A 26,130-nucleotide genomic window follows, 5' to 3' on the forward strand; every position below is an offset into this window, starting at 1 on the left:
GCCCTCTCCTGCGGGTGCCGCGGGTGCCGCGGGTGCCGCGGGGGCTTCGCGGGCTGCGGGGGCGCGGGGGCCGTCGCGGGGGGTGCCGCGCCGTGCGGTCGGAACCCCGTGACCGGCTCCGACGGCAACGGGGACAATAGAGCCCGTGCGCTATCGCATCCTCGGCACCACACAGGTACTCCGTCCCGACGGCACGGCCGTCCCGCTCGGCGGGGCGCGGCTGCGCGCCTTGCTGACCGTGCTCGCCCTCCGGCCCGGCCGCACCGTCCCGGCGGGGCTGCTGGTGGAGGAGGTGTGGGCCGGGGACCCGCCCGCCGACGCCCCGGGCGCGCTGCAGGCGCTGGTCGGGCGGCTGCGCCGGGCGGTGGGCGCGCAGGCGGTGGCCTCGGCGGCGGGCGGCTACCGGCTCACCGCCGCGCCCGCCGACGTCGACCTGTACCGCTTCGACCGGCTCGCCGGTGAGGGCACCCGCGCGCTCGCCGACGGCGACCCCGCCAAGGCGGCCGCCGTGCTCGACGACGCCCTCGCGCTGTGGCAGGGCCCCGCCCTCGCCGACCTGCCCGACCGCACCGCCGAGGCGGCCCGCTGGGGGACCAGGCACCTGGACGCCCTGCGCGCCCGCCACACCGCCGCCCTGGATCTCGGAGAGGCCGAGCACTCCCTGCCCGAGCTGATCGCCCTGTGCGACGGCCACCCCCTGGACGAGCCCCTCCAGGCCCTGCGGCTGCGCGCCCTGCGCGACACCGGCCGCACCGCCGAGGCGCTGGCCGCCTACGAGGCCGTACGCCACCTGCTCGCCGACCGGCTCGGCACCGACCCGGGGATCGAACTACGGTCACTGCACGGCGAGTTGCTCGCGCCGGCGGCCCCGGCGACGGCCCCGCCCCCCGGCCGGCCCGTGCCACCGGGCACGCCGGCGACCCCCGCCGCCCCGGGACCTGCGCTGCCCGGCGCCCGCCCGGAGCCGGACTCGGCTGCGTGGCCGGGTGCCGGTTCGGGGCGCGGGGTGTCTGGTGCCGGTTCGGGGTCGGGTTCGGGTTCGTCCGAGGCGCGTGGGCCGTCGGCGTGGCCGGGTGCCGACCGGGAGGACGGGGCGCCGGGTGCCGGTCCGGGGTCGGGCTCGTCCGCGTGGCCCGGTGCCGATCCGGGGCACGAGGCACCCGGCGCCCGCCCGGGGCCCGGCACGTCCGTGCCACCCGGCGCCCATCTGAGGCCTGGCACGGCTGGGCCAGACGGGACCGGGGCTTCCGGGGTGTCCGGGACGGTTGGGGCGGACGGGGCCGGGACCTTCGGGGCAGCATCCGGGACGGCTGGCGCTGCGGAGACTGCGGGGGCTTCCGGGGTGCCCGGGGCCGCTGGGGCAGACGGGGCCGGGACTTCCGGGGTGTCCGGGACGGCTGGGGCTGCGGAGACCTCCGGGACTTCCGGGGAATCCGGGACCGCCGGGGCCGCGGAGACTGCCGGGGCCTCCGGGGCAGGAGAGACCGCCGGGACTCTCGCGGCTGCCGGGACACCTTGGGCAGCCCGCCCCTCCGCGCCGCCCCACGTCACCGCGCCCGCCGGCGCGTCCCGCACCTCCGTGCCAGCGCCCGCCTCCCGCCCCCGGGGCAACCTCCGGGCCCGGCTCACCTCCTTCGTCGGCCGGGACACCGACCTGGAGGCCCTGCGCGCCGACCTGGCGACCGCACGTCTCGTCACGCTCCTCGGACCCGGCGGCGCCGGCAAGACCCGGCTGTCGCAGGAGGCCGCCGAGGGCGCCGGTGACATGGCGCCGGACGGCGTCTGGCTGGCCGAGCTGGCCCCCGTCGACGACCCCGCCGACGTACCGGAGGCCGTCCTGACCGCCGTCGGCGCCCGCGAGACCGTGCTGTACGGCGCCGGTGCCGAGGAGATGCGGGCCGTCACCGCCTCCGACCGGCAGGCCACCGCCGTCGAGCGGCTCGTCGAGCACTGCGGCAGGCGCCGCATGCTGATCGTCCTCGACAACTGCGAGCACGTCGTCGACGCCGCCGCCCGCCTCACCGAGGAACTCCTCGCCCGCTGCCCCCGCCTGACCGTCCTCGCCACCAGCCGCGAACCCCTCGGCGTACCGGGCGAGTCGCTGCGGCCGGTGGAGCCGCTGCCCGTACCGGCCGCGCTGCGGCTGCTCGCCGACCGGGGCGCCGCCGCCCGCCCCGGCTTCCGCGTCGACGCGGACGACGGGACCGCCGCCGCCTGCGCCGAGATCTGCCGTCGCCTGGACGGCCTGCCGCTGGCCATCGAACTGGCCGCGGCCCGGCTGCGCATGCTCACCCCGCGTCAGATCGCCGACCGCCTCGACGACCGCTTCCGTCTGCTCACCCTGGGCAGCCGCACCGTCCTGCCCCGCCAGCAGACGCTGCGCGCGGTGGTCGACTGGTCCTGGGACCTGCTCGACGAGGACGAACGGGACGTGCTGGGGCGGCTGTCCGTCTTCGCGGGCGGCTGCGACCTCGCCGCCGCGGAGGCCGTGTGCGGACCCGCCGCCCTGGACTCGCTCGGCTCCCTCGTCGACAAGTCCCTCGTCGTGGCCGCGCCCGTGACCGACCGGCGCAATGGCGACGGCATGCGCTACCGGCTCCTGGAGACCGTCGCCGAGTACGCCGGTGAGCGCCTCGACGAGACCGGCGGCCGTACCGCCGCCGCCCGCGCCCACCTGACGTACTACCGCGAACTCGCCCGCACCACCGACCCGTTGCTCCGCGGCCCCGAGCAGCTCGCCGCCATCGAACGGCTGGAGCGCGAGTACGAGAACCTGCGCACCGCCCTGCGCCACGCCGTCGCCGAGCGCGACGAGCAGGAGGCGCTGTGCCTGGTGCTGTCGCTGGTCTGGTACTGGCAGATGCGCGACCTGCGGGTGGAGGCCCGGAACTGGTTCACCGAGGTCATGGCGCTCGGCCCCGACCCCTTCGCCGAACCGGTCCGCCCCGCCCGGCCGGTGTGGGAGCGGTGCACGTCCGCCCCGCCCCCGATGACCGGCGAGGTCCTCGCCGAGGCCCGGCGCGGGGTGCACCTGGCCCATCTGGCCTGCATGGACACGGAACTGGACGCGTGGCAGAACCCGCGGGCCCAGCGGAAGCTGCGCGCCATCACCAGGACCTACGAACCCGGCATGCCGCAGACCTGCGCCAGCCCCGCCCTGTTCTGGTTCTTCGCCGTGATGTTCACCGGCGACCTGAAGCGGCTGCGCGAGATCGTGGACGCCACCGTGCGCACCTGCCGCATGACCCCGGGGTACGAGTGGGAGCTGGCCGGTGCCCTGCAGATGCGCGCCCAGATGCTCGCCAACCGCTCCGACTGGGCGGGCGACGCGACCCGCGACGCCGACGAGTCGCTCGCGATCTACCACCGCCTCGGTGACGCCTGGGGCATGGCCGAGGCCCTCTCCGGGCGCGCCGAGGCCCGGGAACGAACGGGCGAGTACCGGCTCGCGGCCGCCGACTACCGGACCGCGGCCGAACACGCCGAGCGGCTCGGCGCACACGCCCAGGTGAACGTCCTCGACGCCCGGCTCGGCAGTGTGCTGCTGGAGGCGGGCGACGCCGAACAGGGCGAGCGCATGCTGCGCGACGTGATCGACCGCACGGCTGGGACGGGCCACAACGGCGCGATGCCCGCCGCCCGGCTGTTCCTCGCCGGGTGGCTCGGCATGACCGGCCGCACCGCCGAGGCGGGCGAGCAGCTGCGGCTGCTGCGCGAGGAGTTCGCCATCGCCCACTTCGTGGTCTTCGACGCCTTCATCCTCGCCTCGGAGGCATGGATCGCCACGCTGGAGGGCCGGCACGAGGAGTGCCTGGCCAAGGTCCGCCAGTCGCTCCAGCACGCCGATGACCCGCTGTCCACGGCCATCGCCCCGCACATGCGCTCCGTCTACCTGACCATCGCCGCGACGGCACTGGCCCGCGTGGACGGCGGACACCGGGCCGCGGACGGTGCCCGGTGTCTCGGCGCCGGCGCCGCGATGCTGCCGCCGGCCCACGTGCCGACGGGCCTGGAGCGGGACGCGTGGGCGCGGGCCGTCGAGCGGGTCCGCGAGGTGCTCGGCACCCGGGCGTACGAGGCCGCGTACGCCGAGGGCGGCAGCCTCTCCCCCGAGGAGGCCGCCGCCCTCGTCTGACGCGTCCGTGGCTCAGCTCTTGGTGCGGAACTTGTGGATGGCGATCGGCGCCATCACCGCCGTCAGGCCGGCCGACCAGCCCAGCGTCACCCACAGATCGTGCGTGACGGGGCCGCCCACCATCAGTCCGCGTGCGGTGTCCGCGAGGGAGGACAGCGGGTTGTAGTCGGTGAACGCCCGCAGCCAGCCCGGCATCGAGTCGGTCGGCGCGAAGATCGACGAACCGAACTGCAGCGGCATCAGCACCAGGAAACCCATCGCCTGTACGGACTGCGCGCTCTTCATGATCACGCCGAGGGTGATGAACACCCACATCAGCGCCGAGCCGAAGACCGCGGACAGTCCCACCGAGGCCAGCAGGCCCGCCCAGTCGGTGATGTCGAAGCCGACGAGGACGGCGACGACCATGAGCACCGCGGTCGCGGACAGCATCCGCAGCAGCTCCACGGCGATCTTCGCGAACAGCACCGAGCCGCGGCCGATCGGCAGGGACCGGAAACGGTCCATGACACCGGAGTTGAAGTCCTGGTTGAACCCGGTGCCGACACCCTGGGCCATGTTCATGCCCATCATGGCCATCAGGCCGGGGATGACGTACTGCACGTACGCCTGCTGACCGCCGCCCAGGGACTGCCCGATGGAGCCGCCGAACACGTACACGAACAGCAGCGTGAAGACGATCGGGAAGAGAACGGCGTCGAACATCGACTCCGGGTCCTGCCGGATCCACAGCAGGTTGCGGCGGATCAGCGCGCTGGTGTGCCGCAGGTGCGCGCGCGGGGTGATCCGGGCGTCGGGGGCGACCCGGGTGTCCGGGGCGAAAGTGGTCGGAGGGGCGGTGGGCGGCGCCTCGTCCAGGGTGGGGGCGGGCGACGGGTGGGCGCTCATACGGCGGCCTCCTCGCGGGCGTCGGTGGGCGCGGGGTCCTGCGGGGCACTGGCGCGGTGGCCGGTGAGGGACAGGAAGACCTCGTCCAGGCTGGGCAGTTCGGTGGTGATGGAGGCGATCGTGATGCCGCGCGCGGTGACCGCGCCGACCACGGCGGTCAGCTGCTCGTCGCTGAGGATCGGCACCAGGACGGAGCCGGCCCGTGCGTCGACCGTGGAGTTGGCGAGCCCGGTGATGCCCAGCTCGTCCAGGAAGGCGGCGAGTGGGCGCAGTTGCAGCGGATCGGCCGGGCGGACCCGCAGGGTGCGGCCGCCGACCTTGGCCTTCAGCTCCTCGATGCCGCCGTTCGCGATGACCTTGCCGCGGTCCACGACGGTCAGCTCGGAGGCGAGCTGCTCGGCCTCCTCCATGTACTGGGTGGTGAGCAGCACGGTGACGCCGTCGCCGACCATGCGCTTGACCTCGTCCCACACCTCGTTGCGGGTGCGCGGGTCCAGGCCGGTGGTGGGCTCGTCCAGGTAGAGGACCGCCGGACGCCCGATCATGGACGCCGCCAGGTCCAGGCGCCGCCGCATGCCGCCCGAGTAGGTGGCCGCGGGCCGCTTGCCGGCCTCGGTGAGCGAGAACCGCTCCAGCAGTTCGTCGGCCCGGGTGCGCGCCTCCTTGCGGGGCAGGTCGAGGAGCCGGCCGATCAGGTAGAGGTTCTCCCAGCCGGGGAGCTTCTCGTCCACGGACGCGTACTGCCCGGTCAGGCCTATGACCCGGCGCAGCTGCCGCGGTTGCCGTACGACGTCGTAGCCGACGACGTGCGCCTGACCGGCGTCGGGGGTGATGAGGGTGGACAGGATGCGCACGAGGGTGGTCTTGCCGGCGCCGTTCGGCCCGAGCACGCCCCGCACGGTGCCTTCGCGCACGTCCAGGTCGACGCCGTCCAGCGCCTTGGTCTCGCCGTAGTGCTTGACCAGTCCCCGCACGGTGACCGCGCTGCCCCCGGCCCGGGGGCTGTCGTCGATTCGCTTCATGCCCCGGACGATGGCAGTGGCCGCCGACAAACCACCGACATTCCACCGACAGCCGCCCGGCCCCACCGACATTCCACCGACAGCCGCCCGGCCCCGCCGACATCCCGCCGACATCCCGCCGGCAGGAACACGGGACGGCGGGCCGGGCCCGGGCAAACCACCGGCCCCGCCGACGGGGGAAGATCGGCGGGGCCGGTGTCGTACCGCGGTGGCCTGCGGGTGGTGCGCGCCGGGTCCTGTCGTCAAAGTCGCGTCGTCGCCCGGAAGGCGGCCCCGCGGCGTCGGGTGCGTGCTCCCGGCGTGCCGGGTCCCGGGCCTCGTACGGGATGTACTCGGGTCAGGGCCCGGTACGGCGACAGTGCGTGCACGACGTCGCGGGGCAGACGGGACTTCGACGACAGGGCCTGGCTAGTGGACGGAGTGCTCGTCCTGCGGGAACGTCCCGCCGACGACGTCCTCGGCGTACGCCTTCGCCGCGTCGCCCATGACCTTGCGCAGGTCGGCGTACTGCTTGACGAACTTAGGCATCCGGCCGCCGGTCAGCCCGAGCATGTCGGTCCACACCAGCACCTGGGCGTCCGTGTCCGGGCCCGCGCCGATCCCGACCGTCGGGATGTGCAGCGTCCGGGTGACCTCGGCGGCCAGCTCGGCCGGCACCAGCTCCAGGACGACCGCGAAGGCGCCCGCGTCCTGCACCGACTTGGCGTCGCGCAGCAGCTGCTGGGCCGCCTCCTCGCCCCGGCCCTGCACCCGGTAGCCCATGGAGTTCACGGACTGCGGGGTGAGACCGATGTGCGCCATCACGGGGATGCCGGACTCCACGAGCAGTTCGATCTGCCGGTGCGAGCGCTCGCCGCCCTCCAGCTTCACCGCCCCGACCCCCGCCTCCTTGACCAGCCGGGTCGCCGAGCGCAGCGCTTGGACCGGGCCCTCCTGGTAGGAACCGAAGGGCAGGTCGCCGACGATCAGGGCACGGCCGGTGCCCCGTACGACGGCGGCCGAGAGCATGGTCATCTCGTCCAGCGTGACGGGCACGGTGGTCTCGTAGCCGAGGTGGCAGTTGCCCGCGGAGTCACCGACGAGCATCACCGGGATGCCGGACTCGTCGAAGACGGACGCGGTCATCGCGTCGTACGCGGTGAGCATGGGCCACTTCTCGCCGCGCTCCTTGGCGGCGGTGATGTCCCGGACGGTGATACGGCGGTTGATCCTGCCCCCGTACAGCGCCCTGCTCCCGTCCCCGGGGGTGCGCTGCGGCGTCTGGGCAGCCGAGAGCTGCGTCATGGAAACGGCTCCTTCATGTCATCTCGAGGCACCCTGACGGCGTCCCCGGACCTCTTCCATGGTGGCACCTGTGGCCCCCGACGGCTAGGGGACCCCTGCCACCGGACCCCGTCACGGGCCAGGGCGGGACTCATGGGGTCGAATGTGCCCGTCGTGTCACAGAGTCGCCCGTCCCGGCGTCCTTCGGAACTCCGCGGGGCGGCCCGTACGTCCTCCTGCCCGTACGGCCGTCGAAGGACGACGGGATCGGAACCGATCATCCCCTATGGTGCTGAGTCACAGGGGGCGACGGTGTGCACAGCGGGCAGTGAGGCAACGGTATGGCGCAGCAGGCGTACATGACGGAGACGGACAACGGCGACTCGGGCCCCGAGCGCCGGCGGACCCGGATTCGGCGCCTGTTCGACCGGGCGGTCACCGGCTGGCGCGGGGACCGGCGGATCTGGCGCCGGGGCCTGATCACGGCGGCCGTCGCCATCCTCCTGGCCGTCGTCATGGCGGCCCACTCGCACATCCCGAACGCCATCGGCAACCTCGGCAGCCTCACGGAGACCTTCCTGCCGTGGTTCGGCCTGCTGATCCCGGTCCTGCTGGTGATCGCCCTGGCCCGCAAGTCGGCGACGGCGCTGATCGCGCTGGTGCTGCCGGTGAGCGTGTGGCTGAACCTCTTCGGCGGCCTGCTCTTCGACAAGACCGGCACCGGCGGCGACCTCACGGTGGCCACGCACAACGTCAACGCCGGCAACGCCGACCCGGCCGGCACCGCCCGCGCCGTGGCCGCCGCCGGTGCGGACGTGATGGCCCTGGAGGAACTGAAGGCGTCCGCCGTACCGACGTACGAGAAGGCGCTGGCGGCGAAGTACCCCCACCACGCGGTCGTCGGCACCGTCGGACTGTGGAGCAAGTACCCGGTGAGCGGCGTGCGGGCCGTCGACATCCAACTGGGCTGGAAGCGCGCGATGCGCGCCACCGTCGCGACCCCCTCCGGGCCGGTCGCGGTGTACGTCGCCCACCTGCCCTCCGTACGGGTGAAGCTGGAGGCCGGCTTCACCGCCCGGCAGCGCGACAAGAGCGCCGACGCCCTCGGTGAGGCCATCGCCGACGAGGAGCTCCCCCGCAAGATCCTGCTCGGCGACCTCAACGGCACCATGAACGACCGCTCGCTCACCGCGATCACCTCGCAACTGCGCTCCCCGCAGGGCGCCGCGGGCGACGGCTTCGGCTTCAGCTGGCCGGCCTCCTTCCCGATGGCCCGCATCGACCAGATCCTGGTCACCGGCGTCGAACCCATGACCAGCTGGACCCTCCCGGCGACCGGCAGCGACCACCTTCCGATCGCCGCGCGTGTGAAGGTCGACACAACGGCTTCCTGAAATTCGTCTGCGGAATACCTGCCCTGAGAGGCTTTGTTCCGTACGGGAACATACAGTCGTCACTCCCGTACGCACTCCGCTCTCGAAAGGCGAGACTCTTCATGCCCCTGGCCCTGCTCGCCCTTGCCGTGGGCGCCTTCGGCATCGGTACCACCGAGTTCGTGATGATGGGCCTGCTGCCCGACGTCGCGGACGACCTGGACATCTCCATTCCCACCGCCGGTCACCTCGTCTCCGCCTACGCGCTCGGCGTCGTCATCGGCGCCCCGCTGCTCGCGGCGGTGACGACGCGGATGTCCCGCCGCGCCGTCCTGATCGCCCTGATGGCGCTCTTCGTGACCGGCAACGCGCTGTCGGCCTTCGCCCCCGGCGAGACCTCCCTCCTCGCCGCCCGCTTCGTCAGCGGCCTGCCGCACGGCGCCTTCTTCGGCGTCGGCGCGGTCGTCGCCACCGGCATGGTGGCCCCGGAACGCAAGGCCCGCTCCGTCTCCCTGATGTTCCTCGGCCTCACCGTCGCCAACATCGTGGGCGTCCCCGCGGCCACCGCCGTGGGCCAGCAGCTCGGCTGGCGGGCCACCTTCCTCGGCGTGAGCGCGATCGGCGTGGCGGCGATAGCGGCGCTGGCCGTCCTGATCCCCCGCGACAGCGCCCCCGCCCCCACCAACGGCCTGCGCGGTGAACTGGCCGCCCTGCGCTCCCTGCCCGTCTGGCTGGCCCTCGGCACGACGGTCGCGGGCTTCGGCGCGCTCTTCGCCGCGTACAGCTACATCGCACCGATGCTCACCGCTGCCGCCGGGTTCGCCGAGACGAGCGTGACGCTGCTGCTCGCCCTGTTCGGCGTCGGCGCCACCGCGGGCAACCTGCTGGGCGGCCGCCTGGCCGACCACTCCCTGCGCGGCACCCTCTTCGGGGGGCTCGTCTCCCTGGTCGCGGTGCTGGCCCTGTTCCCCCTGCTGATGCGTACGCCGGTCACGGCGGCGGCATCGGTCGCTCTGCTCGGCATGGCCGCCTTCGTCACCGGCTCCCCGCTCCAGCTCATGGTGATGGAGAAGGCCGCGGCGGCCCCCTCCCTCGCCTCCTCCGCCAACCAGGCCGCCTTCAACCTGGCCAACGCCGGCGGCGCCTGGATCGGCGGCCTCGCCCTGGCCGCCGGATTCGGTGCCACCTCCCCGGCGACGGCGGGCGCGGCCCTGGCCGTCCTCGGCCTCGCGGTCGCGGGCACGGCGTATGCCGTGGACCGGCGGCGCGCCGTCATCGTCCCGGCGCAGGGGCGGGAGCGTGTGGTGGCGGGGCACGTGCCGGCACCCGACGGCGCCGCGCCCCACGTCGGAGTGACGGAGTGACCGTTCCCGTCACTCGGCGCGGCCCGCCCCTCCACCGTGACGCCCGCCGCGACACGACGCGTACGACGGAGGGGCGCGGACGCCGGAGAACGGCGAGACGGACGAGCCGGGTTGGGAGGCCGACCCGGACGACGACGAGTTCGGCAACCGTCCTGTCATCGACCCCGGCGACTGCGCATCCTCGGACTGCGCTATGGCATCATCCGGGCCGAGGCGCTGACCGCCCGGGAATCAACGGCGTTCGTCGAACAACTGCTGGGGGAGACGTGCGCCGCAAGGACACGTCCCAAGACGTCACCGACCTGACCCGGTTCACGAGCAGCTACAGCGACAGCAGCGACCCCAACGACTGCGTAGAGGTAGCCATGACCCCCGCCACCATCCACATCCGCGACTCGAAGCGCCTTGAGGGACCCTGCATGGCCACTGCGTCGACGGCATGGACGGCGTTCGTGGCCTGGCCCCACGTGTCGCACCAGCCAGGGCAAGGCGCTGAGCCACTACCTCGGGCACAGCGATGAGGCGCGGTGGGGCCGACGGTCCGCGACCAGTCGGCCCGCCCGTCGCAGCAGCGTGGACCGCCTACAGCACCGGCAGCGACTTCCGCAGCTCGAACGCCGTCACCTGCGACCGGTACTCCTCCCACTCCTGCCGCTTGTTGCGCAGGAAGAAGTCGAAGACGTGCTCGCCGAGGGTCTCGGCGACCAGGTCGCTGCGTTCCATCAGGGCGAGGGCCTCGCCCAGGTTCTGGGGGAGGGGCTCGATGCCCAGGGCGCGGCGTTCCGCGTCGGAGAGGGCCCAGACGTCGTCCTCGGCGCCCGGCGGGAGTTCGTAGCCCTCCTCGATGCCCTTGAGGCCGGCGGCCAGCAGGACGGCGTAGGTCAGGTACGGGTTGGCGCCGGCGTCGATGGAGCGGACCTCGACGCGGGCCGAGCCGGTCTTGCCGGGCTTGTACATCGGTACGCGGACCAGGGCCGAGCGGTTGTTGTGGCCCCAGCAGATGTAGGACGGGGCCTCGCCGCCGGCGCCGGCGGTGCGCTCGGTGCCGCCCCAGATGCGCTTGTAGGAGTTCACCCACTGGTTGGTGACCGCCGAGATCTCGGCGGCGTGGCGGAGCAGGCCCGCGATGAAGGAGCGTCCCACCTTGGAGAGCTGGTACTCCGAGCCGGACTCGTAGAACGCGTTGCGGTCGCCCTCGAAGAGGGAGAGGTGGGTGTGCATGCCCGAGCCCGGGTACTCCGAGAACGGCTTCGGCATGAAGGTGGCCTGGAGGCCCTGCTCAAGGGCGACCTGCTTCATGACCAGGCGGAACGTCATGACGTTGTCGGCGGTGGAGAGCGCGTCGGCGTAGCGCAGGTCGATCTCCTGCTGGCCGGGGGCGCCCTCGTGGTGGGAGAACTCCACCGAGATGCCCATCGACTCCAGCATGGTGATCGCCTGGCGGCGGAAGTCCATGCCGATGTTCTGCGGGGTGTGGTCGAAGTAGCCGGAGTTGTCGGCGGGGGTGGGGACCGAACCGTCGACCGGCTTGTCCTTCAGCAGGAAGAACTCGATCTCCGGGTGGGTGTAGAAGGTGAAGCCCAGGTCGGAGGTGCGGGCCAGGGCGCGCTTGAGGACGTAGCGCGGGTCCGCGAAGGACGGTGAGCCGTCCGGCATGAGAATGTCGCAGAACATGCGGGCCGTGCCGGGGGCCTCCGCGCGCCACGGCAGGACCTGGAAGGTCGACGGGTCCGGCTTGGCGATCATGTCGGACTCGTAGACCCGGGCGAAGCCCTCGATCGCGGAGCCGTCGAAGCCGATGCCCTCGTCGAAGGCCTGCTCCAGTTCGGCCGGGGCCACGGCGACGGACTTGAGGAAGCCCAGCACGTCCGTGAACCACAGGCGTACGAACCGGATGTCGCGCTCCTCGAGCGTCCGGATCACGAACTCCTGCTGCTTGTCCATCTTCCGCTTCCCCATCCTTGCTGGTCAGGCCGCCTGTCTCCGGTACGGCGGGAGGCGGTCGGGCACCTGAGCATCACACCACAGTGCCGTTACGTACGCGTTGCGGACCTCCACCGGCCGGCCCACCCCGTGACCGCAGCGTAGAGGCCACCTGTTCGATCGGGCCATTCCGGAGATCCGGCCGACCAGCGACCCGCTGGCCGCAGGGGGCGCGAAGCCTCGGACGTGAGGCCCTGGAAGGCCGCGGACGTGCGGTCCCGTGAGGCCGCGGACATGAGGCGGAAACCGGTACGTCACCCCATTGCGTCGTTCTGACGATTACACTGGACGCGTGCCTCGACTACGACTCGCGCTGAACCAGATCGACTCCACCGTCGGCGACATCGACCAGAACGCGGAGTCGGTCCTCCGCTGGACCCGGCACTCGGCGGAGCGGGGGGCGCACCTGGTGGCGTTCCCCGAGATGATGCTGACCGGGTATCCGGTGGAGGACCTGGCGCTCAGGCCGTCCTTCGTGGAGGCCTCCCGTGCCGCTCTGCGCTCCCTCGCGGGGCGGCTGGCGGACGAGGGCCTGGGCGGGCTGCCGGTGGTCGTCGGCTACCTCGACCGTTCCGCGACCGCCCAGCCGAGGTACGGCCAGCCGGCCGGCGCCCCGCAGAACGCGGCGGCCGTACTGTACGGCGGCGAGGTGGCGCTGAGCTTCGCCAAGCACCACCTGCCGAACTACGGCGTCTTCGACGAGTTCCGCTACTTCGTGCCCGGCGACACCATGCCCGTCGTACGGGTGCGCGGCGTCGACGTGGCGCTGGCCGTCTGCGAGGACCTGTGGCAGGACGGCGGCCGGGTGCCGGCCACCCGCTCCGCGCGGGCCGGACTGCTGCTCTCCGTGAACGCCTCCCCGTACGAGCGGGACAAGGACGACACCCGCCTCGAACTGGTCCGCAAGCGCGCCCAGGAGGCCGGTTGCGCCACCGCCTACCTCGCCATGACCGGAGGGCAGGACGAGCTGGTCTTCGACGGCGACTCGATCGTCGTCGACCGGGACGGGGCCGTCCTGGCACGGGCGCCGCAGTTCTCCGAGGGCTGCGTGGTCCTGGACCTCGACCTTCCGGCCGCCGGGGCGGAGCCGCCCACGGGCGTGGTGGACGACGGACTGCGCATCGACCGGGTGGTGCTGTCCGGGGAGCCCGCGGCGGGGGAGCCGGTGACCGCCGGTGAGCCGTGGCTGTCCGGAGGGCGGGCCGAGCCGCTGGACGACGACGAGGAGGTCTACTCGGCACTCGTCACCGGACTGCGCGCCTACGTCACGAAGAACGGCTTCCGCTCCGTGCTGATCGGGCTGTCCGGCGGCATCGACTCCGCGCTGGTCGCGTCGATCGCCTGCGACGCGCTCGGCGCGGGGAACGTGTACGGCGTCTCGATGCCGTCCAGGTACTCCTCGGGGCACTCCAAGGACGACGCGGCCGAGATGGCCCGGCGTACCGGCCTGAACTACCGCACCGTGGCGATCGAGCCGATGTTCGACGCGTACATGGGTGCGCTGGGCCTGACCGGACTGGCGGAGGAGAACCTCCAGTCACGGCTGCGCGGGACGCTGCTGATGGCGATCTCCAACCAGGAGGGCCACCTGGTCCTGGCCCCGGGCAACAAGTCGGAGCTGGCGGTCGGCTACTCGACGCTGTACGGCGACTCGGTGGGCGCGTACGGGCCCATCAAGGACGTGTACAAGACGTCGGTCTTCCGCCTCGCCGAGTGGCGCAACCGCGCGGCCCGGGACCGCGGCCGGACCCCGCCGATCCCCGAGAACTCGATCACCAAGCCGCCCAGCGCGGAGCTGCGGCCCGGCCAGGTCGACACGGACTCGCTGCCGGACTACCCGGTACTCGACGCGATCCTCGCCCTCTACGTCGACCTCGACCGGGGTGCGGACGAGATCGTCGCCGCCGGGTACGACCGGGACCTGGTGACGAGGACGCTGCGCATGGTGGACACCGCCGAGTACAAGCGGCGGCAGTACCCGCCGGGGACCAAGATCTCGGCCAAGGGCTTCGGCAAGGACCGCCGCCTGCCGGTCACCAACCGCTGGCGGGAGGCCGGCTGAGGCGGCGGACCGCCGTACCGGCTAGCCCCGGTGCTTCGGGTCCGCCAGCACCTTGTGCAGCGGCTCCGCCCCACGGCGCCGGTACTCCTGGACCGCCCAGCCGTTGCCGTCCGGGTCCTTGAAGTACATGAAGGTGGCGCCGTCGTCCGGCGCGTACTGCACCGGCTCCGAGACCTCCAGGCCGCGTCCGGTCAGCTCCGCGTGGGCCGCCTTGATGTCGGCGACGCACAGCTGGAGGCCCTGGTACGACCCCGCTTCCGGCCGGGTCTGTCCCTGTCCCATGTCCCAGATGGCGTCACCGAGGGCGATCGAGCAGCCGGAGCCCGGAGGCGTCAGCTGGACGATCCGCATCCCCGGCATGACCTCCTGGTCGATGTCGACGTGGAAGCCGACCTTGTCGCGGTAGAAGTCCCGGGCGCGGTCGATGTCGGTGACGGGGAGCGGGATGACTTCGAGCGTGAAGTCCATGGCATGGCTCCTTGGGCTTTCGTCGGTCACAGGGTCAGTAGTGGTAGCGCGCCTGCACGATGACCAGCACGTCATCGGTGGGCTTGTACACAAGACGGTGCGTGTCGTCGATGCGCCGTGACCAGTAGCCCGACAGGTCGCCCTTGAGCGGCTCCGGCTTGCCGATGCCCTTGAAGGGGTCACGGGTGATGTCGGTGATCAGTTTGTTGATCCGCTTGGTCACCTTCCGGTCGCTCTCGGCCCAGTGGACGTAGTCCTCCCAGCCGTGGGACGTGAAAGTGATCCTCACGCCCGCTCCGCGTCCGGGTCGATCAGTTCGCGCCGCCGTGCGTCGCCCGCCTCGGCCTCCGCGATGGAGTCGAGCAGGCGGCGAGCGTTCCTGGGTGAGCGCAGGAGATGCACCGTCTCCGTCCACGCCGTGAAGTCCTCCTCGGACATGAGCACGGCGTTCCCCTTGCGGGAGGTGATGTGCACCGGGGCGTGGTCCTCGTTGACCTGCTCTATCAGCGGGAACAGATTCTGACGGGCTTCGCTGGCGGTAATGGACATACCGGAGCCTCCCTTCCTCGGCTTGTACAAGATATCGTACGAGTCCGGGAAGGTCCACCGGAGAGAGCGGGGGGCTCCCCGGCGCCCGCGCGCCGTTCCCCGGCTACGCTCACCTCGTACGACCTTGATCCCGCGGGGCCCACGGGCCCCGCAGTCCGACAGGAGGCCGAGATGACGGCGCCGGGGCGCAGGAGCAGTACCTTCACGCGGCTGCTGCGGCACGGCTTCACCGATCCCTCGGCCGCGGAACGGCTGCTGGACGGCGCGGAGCTGGCGGAGCTGCGCGCCGACCCCGTCCTGCTGGAGGCGCTGGGCGCCACCGCCGACCCGGACCTCGCCCTGCGCGGACTGGTGCGGCTCCTGGAGGCGCAGCCCGGCCCCACCGCCCGCCAGGAGCTGCTGGACACCCTGATAGCGGCCAAGCCGCTGCGCGACCGTCTCCTGGGGGTGCTCGGTGCCTCCGAGGCGCTCGCCGACCACCTCGCCCGGCACGCCGGGGACTGGCAGGCCCTGGTCACCTACGAGCCGCGCGACCTGCACCGCGGCGTCGAGGAGTTCGAGCGCGGGCTCGCCGAGGCCACCGACCCGGTGTCCCTGCGCGTCGCCTACCGGCGCTGCCTGCTGTCCATCGCCGCCCGCGACGTGTGCGGCACCATCGACATCGCCGAGACCGCCGCCGAGCTGGCCGACCTCGCCACCGCCACGCTGCGCGCCGCCCTGGCCCTCGCCGAGGCCGCCGCGCCCGAGGATGCCGCGCGGTGCCGGCTGGCGGTGATCGCGATGGGCAAGTGCGGCGGACACGAGCTGAACTACGTCTCCGACGTGGACGTCATCTTCGTGGGTGAAGCCGCAGAAGCCGCAGAAGGCACGGGAGGCGCGGCAGGCGCGGAGGGCAGCACGGACGCCGACGAGACGAAGGCGCTGCGTGCCGCGACCTCGCTCGCCTCGCACATGATGCGGATCTGCTCCGAGACGACCGTCGAGGGCTCCATCTGGCCCGTCGACGCCAACCTCAGGCCCGAGGGCCGCAACGGCCCGCTGGTACGCACCCTCAGCAGCCATGTCGCCTACTACCAGCGCTGGGCCAAGACCTGGGAGTTCCAGGCGCTGCTCAAGGCCCGCCCGGTGGCCGGCGACCCCGGCCTCGGCGCCGAGTACGTCGCCGCCGTCGAGCCCCTGGTGTGGCAGGCGGCCGACCGCGAGAACTTCGTCCCCGACGTGCAGAAGATGCGCCGCCGGGTGGTGGAGAACATCCCCGTCGCCGAGGTGGACCGGCAGCTCAAGCTCGGGCCCGGCGGCCTCAGGGACGTCGAGTTCGCCGTGCAGCTCCTCCAGCTGGTGCACGGGCGGGCGGACGCCTCCCTGCGCAGCGGCACCACGCTGGACGCCCTGGAGGCCCTCGCCGCGGGCGGCTACGTCGGCCGCGCCGACGCCGCCCAGCTGGACGAGGCGTACCGCTTCCTGCGCTCCATGGAGCACCGCATCCAGCTGCACCGGCTGCGGCGGACCCACCTGGTGCCCGAGGACGAGGCCGACCTGCGCCGCCTCGGCCGCTCCCTGGACCTGCGCACCGACCCGGTGACCGGGCTGCTGCGGGCGTGGCGGCGGTACGCCTCCGTCGTACGCCGGCTGCACGAGAAGCTGTTCTACCGGCCGCTGCTCGACGCCGTCGCCCAGCTGGCGCCCGGCGAGGCCCGGCTGAGCCCGGAGGCGGCCCGCGAGCGCCTGGTCGCCCTCGGGTACGCCGACCCGGCCGCCGCGCTCCGGCACCTGGAGGCGCTGGCGTCCGGCGTCACCCGCAAGGCGGCCATCCAGCGCACCCTGCTGCCCGTGCTCCTGGGCTGGTTCGCCGATTCCGCCGACCCGGACACCGGACTCCTCAACTTCCGCAAGGTCTCCGACGCCCTCGGCAACACACCCTGGTACCTCAGGCTGCTGCGGGACGAGGGCGCCGCGGCCGAGAACCTCGCCCGCGTGCTCTCCGCCGGGCGCCTCGCCCCCGACCTGCTGATGCGGGCCCCCGAGGCCGTCGCCCTGCTCGGGGACGGTGCCGCCGGGGGACTGGCGCCGCGCGGACGGGCCCAGCTGGAGCAGGAGATACTCGCCGCGGTCAGCCGTGCCGACGGCGCCGTACAGGCGGTCACCGCGGCGCGCGGAGTACGGCGCAGGGAGCTGTTCCGTACGGCCGCCGCGGACATCGTCGGCTCCTACGGCACCGAGGCCCGGCCCGTGGAGGCCGACCCGGGCGCCCTGGTGGACCTGGTCGGCGGCGCGGTGTCCGACCTGACGGCGGCGACGCTGGCGGGGACGCTGCGGGCGGTCGTACGGGAAGGGTGGGGCGACACGCTGCCGACCCGGTTCGCGGTCATCGGCATGGGCCGCTTCGGCGGGCACGAGCTGGGCTACGGCTCGGACGCCGACGTGCTGTTCGTGCACGAGCCCCGCGACGGGGTGGACGAGCGGGAGGCGGGCGACGCGGCCAACAAGGTCGTCACCGAGATGCGGCGCCTGCTCCAGGTGCCGAGCGCCGACCCGCCGTTGCTCATCGACGCCGACCTGCGGCCCGAGGGCAGGTCGGGGCCGCTGGTGCGCACCCTGAAGTCGTACGCGGCCTACTACCGGCGCTGGTCGCTGGGGTGGGAGTCGCACGCGCTGCTGCGGGCCGGGTTCGTCGCCGGTGACGAGGACCTGGGACGGCGCTTCATCGAGCTGGTCGATCCCCTGCGGTACCCGGCGGACGGGCTCGGAGAGGACGCCGTACGGGAGATCCGGCGGCTCAAGGCCCGGATGGAGTCCGAGCGGCTGCCGCGCGGGACGGACCCCAAGCTGCACGCCAAACTGGGGCCGGGCGGCCTCTCCGACGTGGAGTGGACCGTGCAGCTGATCCAGCTGCGGCACGCGCACGAGGTCTCCGGGCTGCGCACCACCCGCACGCGCGCGGCACTGGCCGCGGCACGCGACGCCGGGCTCGTCTCGGCGGAGGACACCGACATCCTCGACGAGGCGTGGGTCCTCGCGACGCGGGTGCGCAACGCGGTGATGCTGGTCCGCGGCCGGGCCGGAGACACCTTTCCGACCGACCCGCGCGAGCTGGCGGCCGTGGGCCGCTACCTGGGCCACGGCTCCGGTCACGCGGGCGACATGCTCGACGAGTACCGCCGTACGGCGCGCAGGGCACGGACGGTGGTGGAGGAGCTGTTCTACACGTGACGCCCCCGGCCGGCGCCTCCCGGCCGCGGGCAGCCGTGCCGCCGGGGCACGGGCGGGCGCAGGCGGCACCCCGTCGCACCCGGCCGCGGACCCGCCCCCACCGGGCGCCTGCCCCGCGCCCTCACGTCCGCGTGGGCGACGAAACCCCGGGCCGCGCGGCGACCGGTACCACCCGGGGCAGCGCGTAGGGCAACCGCCCGTACCAGGCGGCAGCGACCGCGAACCCGAACCCCAGACACAGCACACCCCCCACCGCGTCCAGCCAGAAGTGGTTGGCCGTCGCCACGATCACCACCAGCGTGAGCGCCGGATACACCAGCCCCAGCACCCGCACCCACGGCACCGAGGCCAGCGCGAAGACCGTCAGCCCGCACCACACCGACCACCCGATGTGCATCGAGGGCATCGCCGCGTACTGGTTGGACATGTTCTTCAGGTCCCCGGACGCCATCGACCCCCATGTCCGGTGCACCATGACGGTGTCGACGAAGTGGCCGCCGTTCATCAGGCGGGGCGGGGCGAGCGGGTACAGGTAGTAGCCGGCCAGGGCGACGCCCGTGGTCGTGAAGAGGACCAGCCGGGTCGCCGCGTAGCGGCCGGGGTGGCTGCGGTAGAGCCACACCAGTACGCCCAGGGTCACCACGAAGTGCAGGGTGGCGTAGTAGTAGTTCATGCCGACGACCAGCCATGTCACCGAGTTCACGGCGTGGTTCACGGACTCCTCGACGGCGAGGCCGATTTGCCCCTCGACGCGCCAGATCCAGTCGGCGTTGCGCAGCGCCGCCGTCCGCTGTTCCGGCACCGCGTTGCGGACCAGGGAGTACGTCCAGTAACTGAGCGCGATCAGCAGGATCTCGAACCGGAGGCGGGGGCGGCGCGGGGTGCGAAGACGGCGCACGAGGCCCTGCCCCGTCGTCCCGGGTACGGGGTGCGGAACGCCGTCCTGAAGGCGTTCCCGAGTCCTCGCGGTCGCGTCACCCATAGGCGTGAAGTCTGCCAGAAAAGCCGTCTTCCACCGATCATCCCCCGGTCCGGCCGGGCCCGCATCCGGCCCGGACCGAAACCCCGGCGGGGATCAGGACCGGTTGCGCTCGCCCGGTGCCGACGCCGTCGAGCCGCGTACCACCAGCTCCGGCATGAACACGAACTCGCTGTGCGGTGCCGGGGTCCCGCCGATCTCCTCCAGCAGCGTGCGCACCGCCGCCTGCCCCATCGCCGGGACCGGCTTGCGCACCGTCGTCAGCGGCGGGTCGGTGAAGGCGATCAGCGGAGAGTCGTCGAAGCCGACGACCGAGACGTCCTTCGGCACGTCCAGGCCCAGCTGCCGGGCCGCGCGTATCGCGCCCAGCGCCATCATGTCGCTGGCGCAGACCACCGCCGTGCAGTCCCGCCCGATGAGCGCGGTGGCCGCCGCCTGGCCGCCCTCCAGGGTGTAGAGCGAGTGCTGGACCAGCTCCTTCTCCACGGTCTCCGCGCTCAGCTCCAGCTGCTCCTGGACGCTGCGGACGAAGCCCTCGATCTTGCGCTGCACCGGCACGAACCGCTTCGGTCCGAGGGCCAGCCCGATCCGGGTGTGGCCCAGGGAGACGAGGTGCGTGACCGCGAGACTCATCGCGGCCCGGTCGTCCGGGGAGATGAACGGCGCCTGCACCTTCGACGAGAAGCCGTCGACGAGGACGAACGGCACGCCCTGCGCGCGCAGCCGCTCGTAGCGCTGCATGTCGGCGGTGGTGTCGGCGTGCAGCCCCGAGACGTAGATGATTCCGGCGACCCCGCGGTCGACCAGCATCTCGGTCAGCTCGTCCTCCGTGGAACCGCCCGGCGTCTGGGTGGCGAGGACCGGCGTGTAGCCCTGGCGCGTCAGGGCCTGGCCGATGACCTGGGCCAGCGCCGGGAATATGGGGTTCTCCAACTCCGGGGTGATCAGGCCCACCAGGCCCTCGCTGCGTTGCCGCAGCCGGACCGGGCGCTCGTAGCCCAGCACGTCGAGAGCGGCGAGTACGGACTGGCGGGTGGTGGCGGCGACGCCCGGCTTCCCGTTGAGGACCCGGCTGACGGTCGCTTCGCTCACCCCCGCCTGGACGGCGATGTCGGCAAGCCGTGTGGTCACAGGGGTGGACTGTACCGGTCGGCCGCCGCCTTGCACACCGGTCGGGCGCCGTGGGCGGCCTGTTGGACGGCCCGTAGGACGGCCCGGCCCGGGCTGCTGCGTCATCGCGCTCCCTCATGAATGTGGCGGCAAGAGCTTGCAGAGTCTTGCACAACCGGCCCGATACCGCTCGTCCCCTGTAAACAAGCGTCTCACGACGGTCGCCAAGAGGTCACGTCCGGATAACTTCGAAGCTCTCTTGCACTTTTTTGCTGCAAGACCTTTCGCCGTGCTTGCAACGCTGTTACGTTCACGTCGCTCGGCGGCGGCAACGACGCGGCCGGCAGTGGCGGGAGCGGCGGACGGGCCCGCACCCTGCACCACACGGGCTTTTCACCCTCAAGGAGAACTCATGCGGCGTGGCATAGCGGCCACCGCGCTGGTGGCGTCCCTCGCTCTCGCGGCGACGGCGTGCGGCGGGGACGGCGACAGCGACAGCGAGTCGGGCGGACCGGTCACCATCACTTACTGGGACACCTCCAACGCGACCAACGAGGCGCCGACCTACCAGGCCCTGGTCAAGGAGTTCGAGGCCGCCAACAAGGGCGTCAAGGTCGACTTCGTCAACGTGCCGTTCGACCAGGCCCAGAACAAGTTCGACACCGCCGCCGGCTCCAAGGGCGCCCCGGACGTGCTGCGCTCCGAGGTCGGCTGGACCCCCGCCTTCGCCAAGAAGGGCTTCTTCCTGCCGCTGGACGGCACCGAGGCCCTCGCCGACCAGGACAAGTTCCAGCCCAACCTGATCGAGCAGGCCGGGTACGAGGGCAAGACCTACGGCGTGCCGCTGGTCACCGACACCCTCGCCCTCGTCTACAACAAGGCACTCTTCGAGAAGGCCGGCGTCGCGGTCCCCGAGAACTGGGACGACCTGAAGAAGGCCGCCGCCACCATCAAGGACAAGACCGGCGTCGACGGCTACTGGGCCTCCACGGCCGGCTACTACGCCCAGCCGTTCCTCTACGGCGAGGGCACCGACACCGTCGACGCCGAGGGCAAGAAGATCACCGTCGCCTCGCCCGAGGCGAAGAAGGGCTACGGCACCTGGCTGAGCCTGTTCGACGGCAAGGGCCTGCACAAGGCCGACACCACCGCGGACGCCTACGCCCACATCCAGGAGGCGTTCGTCAGCGGCAAGGTCGCCTCGATCATCCAGGGCCCGTGGGAGATCACCAACTTCTACAAGGGCTCCGCCTTCAAGGACAGGGGCAACCTCGGCATCGCCACCGTCCCGGCCGGCACCACCGGCAGGGCGGGCGCCCCGACCGGCGGCCACAACCTGTCGGTCTACGCCGGTTCGGACCGGGCGCACCAGGAAGCGGCGCTGAAGTTCGTGCACTTCATGACCTCGGCGAAGTCCCAGGAGACCGTCGCCCTGAAGAACTCCACGCTGCCGACCCGCGACGACGCCTACACCGACAAGGTCAAGGCCGACCCGGGCATCGCCGGCTTCCAGACGGTCCTGCCCGCCGCCCGGCCGCGCCCGGCGCTGCCTGAGTACAGCTCCCTGTGGACGCCGCTCGACGACGAGCTGCCCCAGATCGCCGGCGGCAAGAAGTCCCTGGACGAGGGGCTGGGCGACGCCGAGACCGCGATCGCCAAGCTGGTTCCGGACTTCAGCAAGTAGCTCCACCCGACCGCCGGGCCCCCGCACTGGGGGAGGGGCCCGGCGGTCACCGGCCGTGCGCCGCACCCCTGACCTTCCTGATGCTCCCGAAGGTGTCGAACCATGACAGTCACCATCGACCGCGCGACCGGCGAGCGCCGCGGTGACCGCACCCCGCGGCCCGGCCTCGGCCGGCGTCTGAAAGACGGCTACCAGAAGCACTGGTACGCCTACGCCATGATCGCGCCGGTGGCCGTCGTGATCGGCGTCCTCGTGCTGTACCCGCTGGGATACGGCCTCTACCTCACCCTCACCGACGCCAACAGCCTCAACACGGGCCGCACGATCGGCGTCAACGAGATCGAGGCCACCTACCGGTTCATCGGCCTGGACAACTACGCCGACATCCTGTGGGGCCCGACGGCGTACGACCGCTTCTGGTCGCACTTCATCTGGACCATCGTGTGGACGGCGGTCTGCGTCGGCCTGCACTTCTTCATCGGGCTGGGGCTCGCCCTGCTGCTCAACCAGAAGCTGCGCGGCCGCACCTTCTACCGGCTGCTCCTGGTCCTGCCGTGGGCCGTGCCCACCTTCGTCACGGTCTTCGGCTGGCGCTTCATGCTCGCCGACGCCGGCATCGTCAACTCCGCCCTGGACTGGCTGCACCTGCCCACACCGGCGTGGCTCGAGGACACCTTCTGGCAGCGGTTCTCCGCGATCATGGTCAACACCTGGTGCGGTGTGCCGTTCATGATGGTCTCCCTCCTCGGCGGCCTGCAGTCCATCGACAACAGCCTGTACGAGGCCTCCGAGATGGACGGCGCCAACGCCTGGCAGCGGTTCCGCTACGTCACCCTGCCCGGCCTCAGGTCCGTCAGCTCCACCGTCGTACTGCTCGGCGTCATCTGGACCTTCAACCAGTTCGCCGTGATCTTCCTGCTGTTCGGCAACACCGCCCCCGACGCGCAGATCCTCGTCACCTGGGCGTACCAGCTCGGCTTCGGGCAGCAGCCGCGCGACTTCGCGCAGTCCGCGGCCTACGGCGTCCTGCTGCTGGCCATCCTGATCGTCTTCACCTCCTTCTACCGCCGCTGGCTGAACCGCAATGAGCAGCAGCTCGCGAACTGAGGCAGGAGCCGCCATGAGTACAAGCACCGCGCCGGCCGAGGCCCCGGCCCAGCAGGTCACCGCGTCCACCGCGCAGCAGCGCAAGGTGCGTGGCCGCGGCGAGCGAAGCCGCGCCGCGTCCCTCGCCTCGCACGGCGTCCTGACGCTCGCGAGCCTCGTCGCGCTCTTCCCGGTCGCCTGGCTGGTCTTCCTGTCCCTCGGTCCCGACAAGAACGACTACCTGCACCCCGGGCGCATCTGGTCGAAGACGACCTTCGACAACTACGCGTTCGTGCTCCAGGACACCAACTTCTTCGACTGGCTGAAGAGTTCGCTGATCGTCTCGCTGGGCACCACGGTCATCGGCGTCATGGTCGCCGCCACCACCGGCTACGCGGTCTCGCGGATGCGCTTCCCCGGCTACCGGAAGCTCATGTGGGTCCTGCTGGTCACCCAGATGTTCCCCATCGCGGTACTGATCGTGCCGATGTACCAGATCCTGTCCGAGCTCCAGCTCATCGACAACTACCTCGGCCTGATCCTCGTCTACTGCTCGACCGCGGTGCCGTACTGCGCCTGGCTGCTCAAGGGCTACTTCGACACCATCCCGTTCGAGATCGACGAGGCCGGGCGCGTCGACGGGCTGAGCCCCTTCGGCACCTTCTTCCGGCTGATCCTGCCGCTGGCCCGGCCGGGCCTCGCGGTCGCCGGTTTCTACAGCTTCATCACGGCCTTCGGTGAGGTCGCCTTCGCCTCGACGTTCATGCTCAGCGACACGAAGTACACCTTCGCCGTCGGACTGCAGAGCTTCGTCAGCGAGCACGACGCGCAGCGCAACCTGATGGCGGCCACCGCCGTACTCGTCGCGATACCCGTCTCCGCGTTCTTCTACCTCGTGCAGAAGAACCTGGTGACCGGCCTCACCGCCGGCGGCACGAAGGGCTGACAGCCCGCCCCGGAAAACGTCCGGCCGCGGTGCCCATCCGACCCCGCCGCACCGCGGCCGGCCGCCTCTTCCCCGCCCTGCCTCCCACTCCGCTACGTACCAAGGACGACATGAGCCAGCAGCACTCCGCCGCACCGGCCCCCACCTCCGCCGTCGCCACCGTGTCCGAGCGCCGCGACTGGTGGCGGGACGCGGTCATCTACCAGGTGTACCCGCGCAGTTTCGCCGACAGCAACGGCGACGGCATGGGGGACCTGGAGGGTGTCCGCACCCGCCTGCCGTACCTGCGCGACCTGGGCGTGGACGCCGTGTGGCTCAGCCCCTTCTACGCCTCCCCGCAGGCCGACGCCGGTTACGACGTCGCCGACTACCGGGCCGTCGACCCCATGTTCGGTACGCTCCTGGACGCGGACGCGCTGATCCGCGACGCGCACGCGCTGGGGCTGCGCGTCATCGTCGACCTGGTGCCCAACCACTCCTCCGACCAGTACGAGTGGTTCAGGCGCGCCCTCGCCGAAGGCCCCGGCTCCCCGTCGCGGGACCGCTACCACTTCCGCCCCGGCAAGGGGAAGAACGGCGAACTGCCGCCCAACGACTGGGAGTCCATCTTCGGCGGTTCCGCCTGGACCCGGGTCACCGAGCCCGACGGCACGCCGGGGGAGTGGTACCTGCACCTCTTCGCCCCGGAGCAGCCCGACTTCAACTGGGAGCACCCGGCCGTCGGCGACGAGTTCCGCTCCATCCTGCGGTTCTGGCTGGACATGGGCGTGGACGGCTTCCGCGTCGACGTCGCCCACGGCATGGTGAAGGCCGAGGGCCTGCCCGACCTGGGATCCCACGAGCAGCTGAAGCTGCTGGGCAACGATGTCATGCCGTTCTTCGACCAGGACGGCGTCCACGACATCTACCGGCAGTGGCGCCTGATCCTCGACGAGTACAGCGGAGAACGCATCTTCGTGGCCGAGGCGTGGACCCCGACCGTCGAGCGCACCGCCAACTACGTCCGACCCGACGAGCTGCACCAGGCCTTCAACTTCCAGTACCTGGGCACCCACTGGGACGCCCGGGAACTGCGCACGGTCATCGACCGCACGCTCGACGCGATGCGCCCGGTCGGTGCCCCCGCCACCTGGGTGCTGTCCAACCACGACGTCACCCGGCACGCCACCCGCTTCGCCAACCCGGCGGGTCTGGGCACCCAGATCCGGCTGGCCGGGGACCGTGAGCTGGGCCTGCGCCGGGCCCGCGCGGCCACCCTCCTCATGCTGGCCCTGCCCGGCTCGGCCTACGTCTACCAGGGCGAGGAACTGGGCCTCCCGGACGTCGTCGACCTGCCCGACGAGGTCCGCCAGGACCCGGCCTACTTCCGGGGCGCCGGCCAGGACGGCTTCCGCGACGGCTGCCGGGTGCCGATTCCCTGGACGCGCACGGGGTCGTCGTACGGCTTCGGGGACGGCGGCAGCTGGCTGCCCCAGCCGGCGGGCTGGGGCGAGCTGAGCGTCGAGGCGCAGACCGGCGAGGCCGGCTCGACCCTGGAGCTGTACCGCACCGCGCTGACCCTCCGCCGCGAGCGGGCCGACCTGGGCGCGGGCGACGCGGTCGAGTGGCTGCGCGCTCCCGAGGGCGTCGTCGCCTTCCGGCGCGGGGAGTTCGTGTGCGTCGCCAACACCACCGGCGAGTCGGTGGCGATGCCCGCGTACGGGCGGGTGCTGCTGGCCAGCGGTGAGATCACCGAGGCGGCCGGCGAGGCGAAGGTGCCGGCGGACACGACGGTGTGGTGGACGCGGGCCTGACGATCCCGTTCCGCACTGCCGAAGGGCCCGCCGCTCCCGCCGGGGAGTGGCGCTCCACCCACCCGGGAAGAGGTGGAGCGGAGATTCGGGCGGCAGGCCGTCGGACACTCGCCGGACGGTCGGGACGGCTGGCTGAACCGGATGCCGCGAAGGCGTGCCGACCGCAGGTCGGCCGGCACGGTGCGGGCAACGCTCCACCGGCCCTGTCCCGGCCG

19 protein-coding genes are annotated in these 26,130 nt (G+C 72.3%); 10 read left to right on the plus strand and 9 right to left on the minus strand.

The window, feature by feature from the left end:
• The first annotated feature begins 136 nt into the window (after positions 1-136).
• The gene (locus ACGFYH_RS02030; RefSeq protein ID WP_393801514.1) at positions 137-4,135 is read left to right on the plus strand and encodes a BTAD domain-containing putative transcriptional regulator; all 3,999 of its coding nucleotides are present in this window, start codon (positions 137-139) and stop codon (positions 4,133-4,135) included.
• Between the two features lie 12 nt (positions 4,136-4,147).
• Here the strand turns inward: ACGFYH_RS02030 and ACGFYH_RS02035 are convergent, their stop codons facing one another.
• The 3 genes from ACGFYH_RS02035 to panB form a co-directional block, all read right to left on the minus strand.
• On the minus strand, positions 4,148-5,023 hold the full coding sequence (locus ACGFYH_RS02035; protein WP_393801176.1) for an ABC transporter permease: 876 nt from the start codon (positions 5,021-5,023) through the stop codon (positions 4,148-4,150).
• Complete coding sequence (locus ACGFYH_RS02040; RefSeq protein ID WP_393801177.1) at positions 5,020-6,045, minus strand: ATP-binding cassette domain-containing protein; 1,026 nt, start codon at positions 6,043-6,045, stop codon at positions 5,020-5,022. Before ACGFYH_RS02040 ends, ACGFYH_RS02035 begins: the two co-directional genes overlap by 4 nt.
• A gap of 408 nt (positions 6,046-6,453) precedes the next feature.
• Complete coding sequence (gene panB / locus ACGFYH_RS02045) at positions 6,454-7,329, minus strand: 3-methyl-2-oxobutanoate hydroxymethyltransferase (protein WP_393801178.1); 876 nt, start codon at positions 7,327-7,329, stop codon at positions 6,454-6,456.
• 320 nt (positions 7,330-7,649) lie between these two features.
• On the opposite strand from panB, the gene ACGFYH_RS02050 reads away from it, so the two are divergent.
• The 3 genes from ACGFYH_RS02050 (at position 7,650) to ACGFYH_RS02060 (ending at position 10,566) form a co-directional block, all read left to right on the plus strand.
• Positions 7,650-8,702, plus strand: a complete 1,053-nt coding sequence (locus ACGFYH_RS02050) for an endonuclease/exonuclease/phosphatase family protein (RefSeq protein WP_393801179.1) — start codon at positions 7,650-7,652, stop codon at positions 8,700-8,702.
• Between the two features lie 101 nt (positions 8,703-8,803).
• A complete protein-coding gene (locus ACGFYH_RS02055) occupies positions 8,804-10,045 on the plus strand; it encodes an MFS transporter (RefSeq protein ID WP_393801180.1) in 1,242 nt (413 codons plus the stop codon).
• Positions 10,046-10,311: 266 nt separating this feature from the next.
• On the plus strand, positions 10,312-10,566 hold the full coding sequence (locus ACGFYH_RS02060; protein ID WP_393801181.1) for a DUF397 domain-containing protein: 255 nt from the start codon (positions 10,312-10,314) through the stop codon (positions 10,564-10,566).
• Positions 10,567-10,627: 61 nt separating this feature from the next.
• On the opposite strand, the gene ACGFYH_RS02065 is transcribed toward ACGFYH_RS02060, so the two are convergent.
• Positions 10,628-11,989, minus strand: a complete 1,362-nt coding sequence (locus tag ACGFYH_RS02065; RefSeq protein ID WP_393801182.1) for a glutamine synthetase family protein — start codon at positions 11,987-11,989, stop codon at positions 10,628-10,630.
• Positions 11,990-12,320: 331 nt separating this feature from the next.
• On the opposite strand from ACGFYH_RS02065, the gene ACGFYH_RS02070 reads away from it, so the two are divergent.
• Positions 12,321-14,090: an NAD+ synthase gene (locus ACGFYH_RS02070; RefSeq protein WP_393801183.1), complete on the plus strand. Its 1,770-nt coding sequence runs from the start codon at positions 12,321-12,323 to the stop codon at positions 14,088-14,090.
• A 21-nt stretch (positions 14,091-14,111) separates the two neighbouring features.
• Here the strand turns inward: ACGFYH_RS02070 and ACGFYH_RS02075 are convergent, their stop codons facing one another.
• Genes ACGFYH_RS02075 through ACGFYH_RS02085 form a run of 3 tightly spaced genes read right to left on the minus strand, consistent with a single transcriptional unit; the run spans position 14,112 to position 15,107 of the window.
• Positions 14,112-14,558, minus strand: coding sequence for a VOC family protein (locus tag ACGFYH_RS02075; RefSeq protein WP_393801184.1), 447 nt, complete (start codon positions 14,556-14,558; stop codon positions 14,112-14,114).
• A gap of 34 nt (positions 14,559-14,592) precedes the next feature.
• Complete coding sequence (locus ACGFYH_RS02080; protein WP_393801185.1) at positions 14,593-14,847, minus strand: Txe/YoeB family addiction module toxin; 255 nt, start codon at positions 14,845-14,847, stop codon at positions 14,593-14,595.
• Positions 14,844-15,107: a type II toxin-antitoxin system prevent-host-death family antitoxin gene (locus tag ACGFYH_RS02085; RefSeq protein WP_361007257.1), complete on the minus strand. Its 264-nt coding sequence runs from the start codon at positions 15,105-15,107 to the stop codon at positions 14,844-14,846. Before ACGFYH_RS02085 ends, ACGFYH_RS02080 begins: the two co-directional genes overlap by 4 nt.
• Before the next feature lie 171 nt (positions 15,108-15,278).
• Between ACGFYH_RS02085 and ACGFYH_RS02090 the strand changes: the two genes are divergently transcribed.
• Positions 15,279-18,317, plus strand: coding sequence for a bifunctional [glutamine synthetase] adenylyltransferase/[glutamine synthetase]-adenylyl-L-tyrosine phosphorylase (locus ACGFYH_RS02090; protein WP_393801186.1), 3,039 nt, complete (start codon positions 15,279-15,281; stop codon positions 18,315-18,317).
• A gap of 121 nt (positions 18,318-18,438) precedes the next feature.
• Here ACGFYH_RS02090 and ACGFYH_RS02095 read toward each other — a convergent pair whose 3' ends face one another.
• Complete coding sequence (locus ACGFYH_RS02095) at positions 18,439-19,299, minus strand: phosphatase PAP2 family protein (protein ID WP_393801187.1); 861 nt, start codon at positions 19,297-19,299, stop codon at positions 18,439-18,441.
• Positions 19,300-19,392: 93 nt separating this feature from the next.
• A complete protein-coding gene (locus tag ACGFYH_RS02100) occupies positions 19,393-20,427 on the minus strand; it encodes a LacI family DNA-binding transcriptional regulator (protein WP_393801188.1) in 1,035 nt (344 codons plus the stop codon).
• 391 nt (positions 20,428-20,818) lie between these two features.
• Between ACGFYH_RS02100 and ACGFYH_RS02105 the strand changes: the two genes are divergently transcribed.
• From ACGFYH_RS02105 to ACGFYH_RS02120, 4 genes are all read left to right on the plus strand, one after another.
• Positions 20,819-22,090, plus strand: a complete 1,272-nt coding sequence (locus tag ACGFYH_RS02105) for an extracellular solute-binding protein (protein WP_393801189.1) — start codon at positions 20,819-20,821, stop codon at positions 22,088-22,090.
• A 102-nt stretch (positions 22,091-22,192) separates the two neighbouring features.
• Complete coding sequence (locus ACGFYH_RS02110; RefSeq protein ID WP_393801190.1) at positions 22,193-23,197, plus strand: carbohydrate ABC transporter permease; 1,005 nt, start codon at positions 22,193-22,195, stop codon at positions 23,195-23,197.
• A 13-nt stretch (positions 23,198-23,210) separates the two neighbouring features.
• A complete protein-coding gene (locus ACGFYH_RS02115) occupies positions 23,211-24,122 on the plus strand; it encodes a sugar ABC transporter permease (RefSeq protein ID WP_393801191.1) in 912 nt (303 codons plus the stop codon).
• 110 nt (positions 24,123-24,232) lie between these two features.
• Positions 24,233-25,915, plus strand: coding sequence for a glycoside hydrolase family 13 protein (locus ACGFYH_RS02120; protein ID WP_393801192.1), 1,683 nt, complete (start codon positions 24,233-24,235; stop codon positions 25,913-25,915).
• Positions 25,916-26,130 lie beyond the last annotated feature (215 nt).

The sequence above is a fragment of the Streptomyces sp. NPDC048392 genome, from assembly GCF_043200575.1.
Lineage (GTDB): Bacteria > Actinomycetota > Actinomycetes > Streptomycetales > Streptomycetaceae > Streptomyces.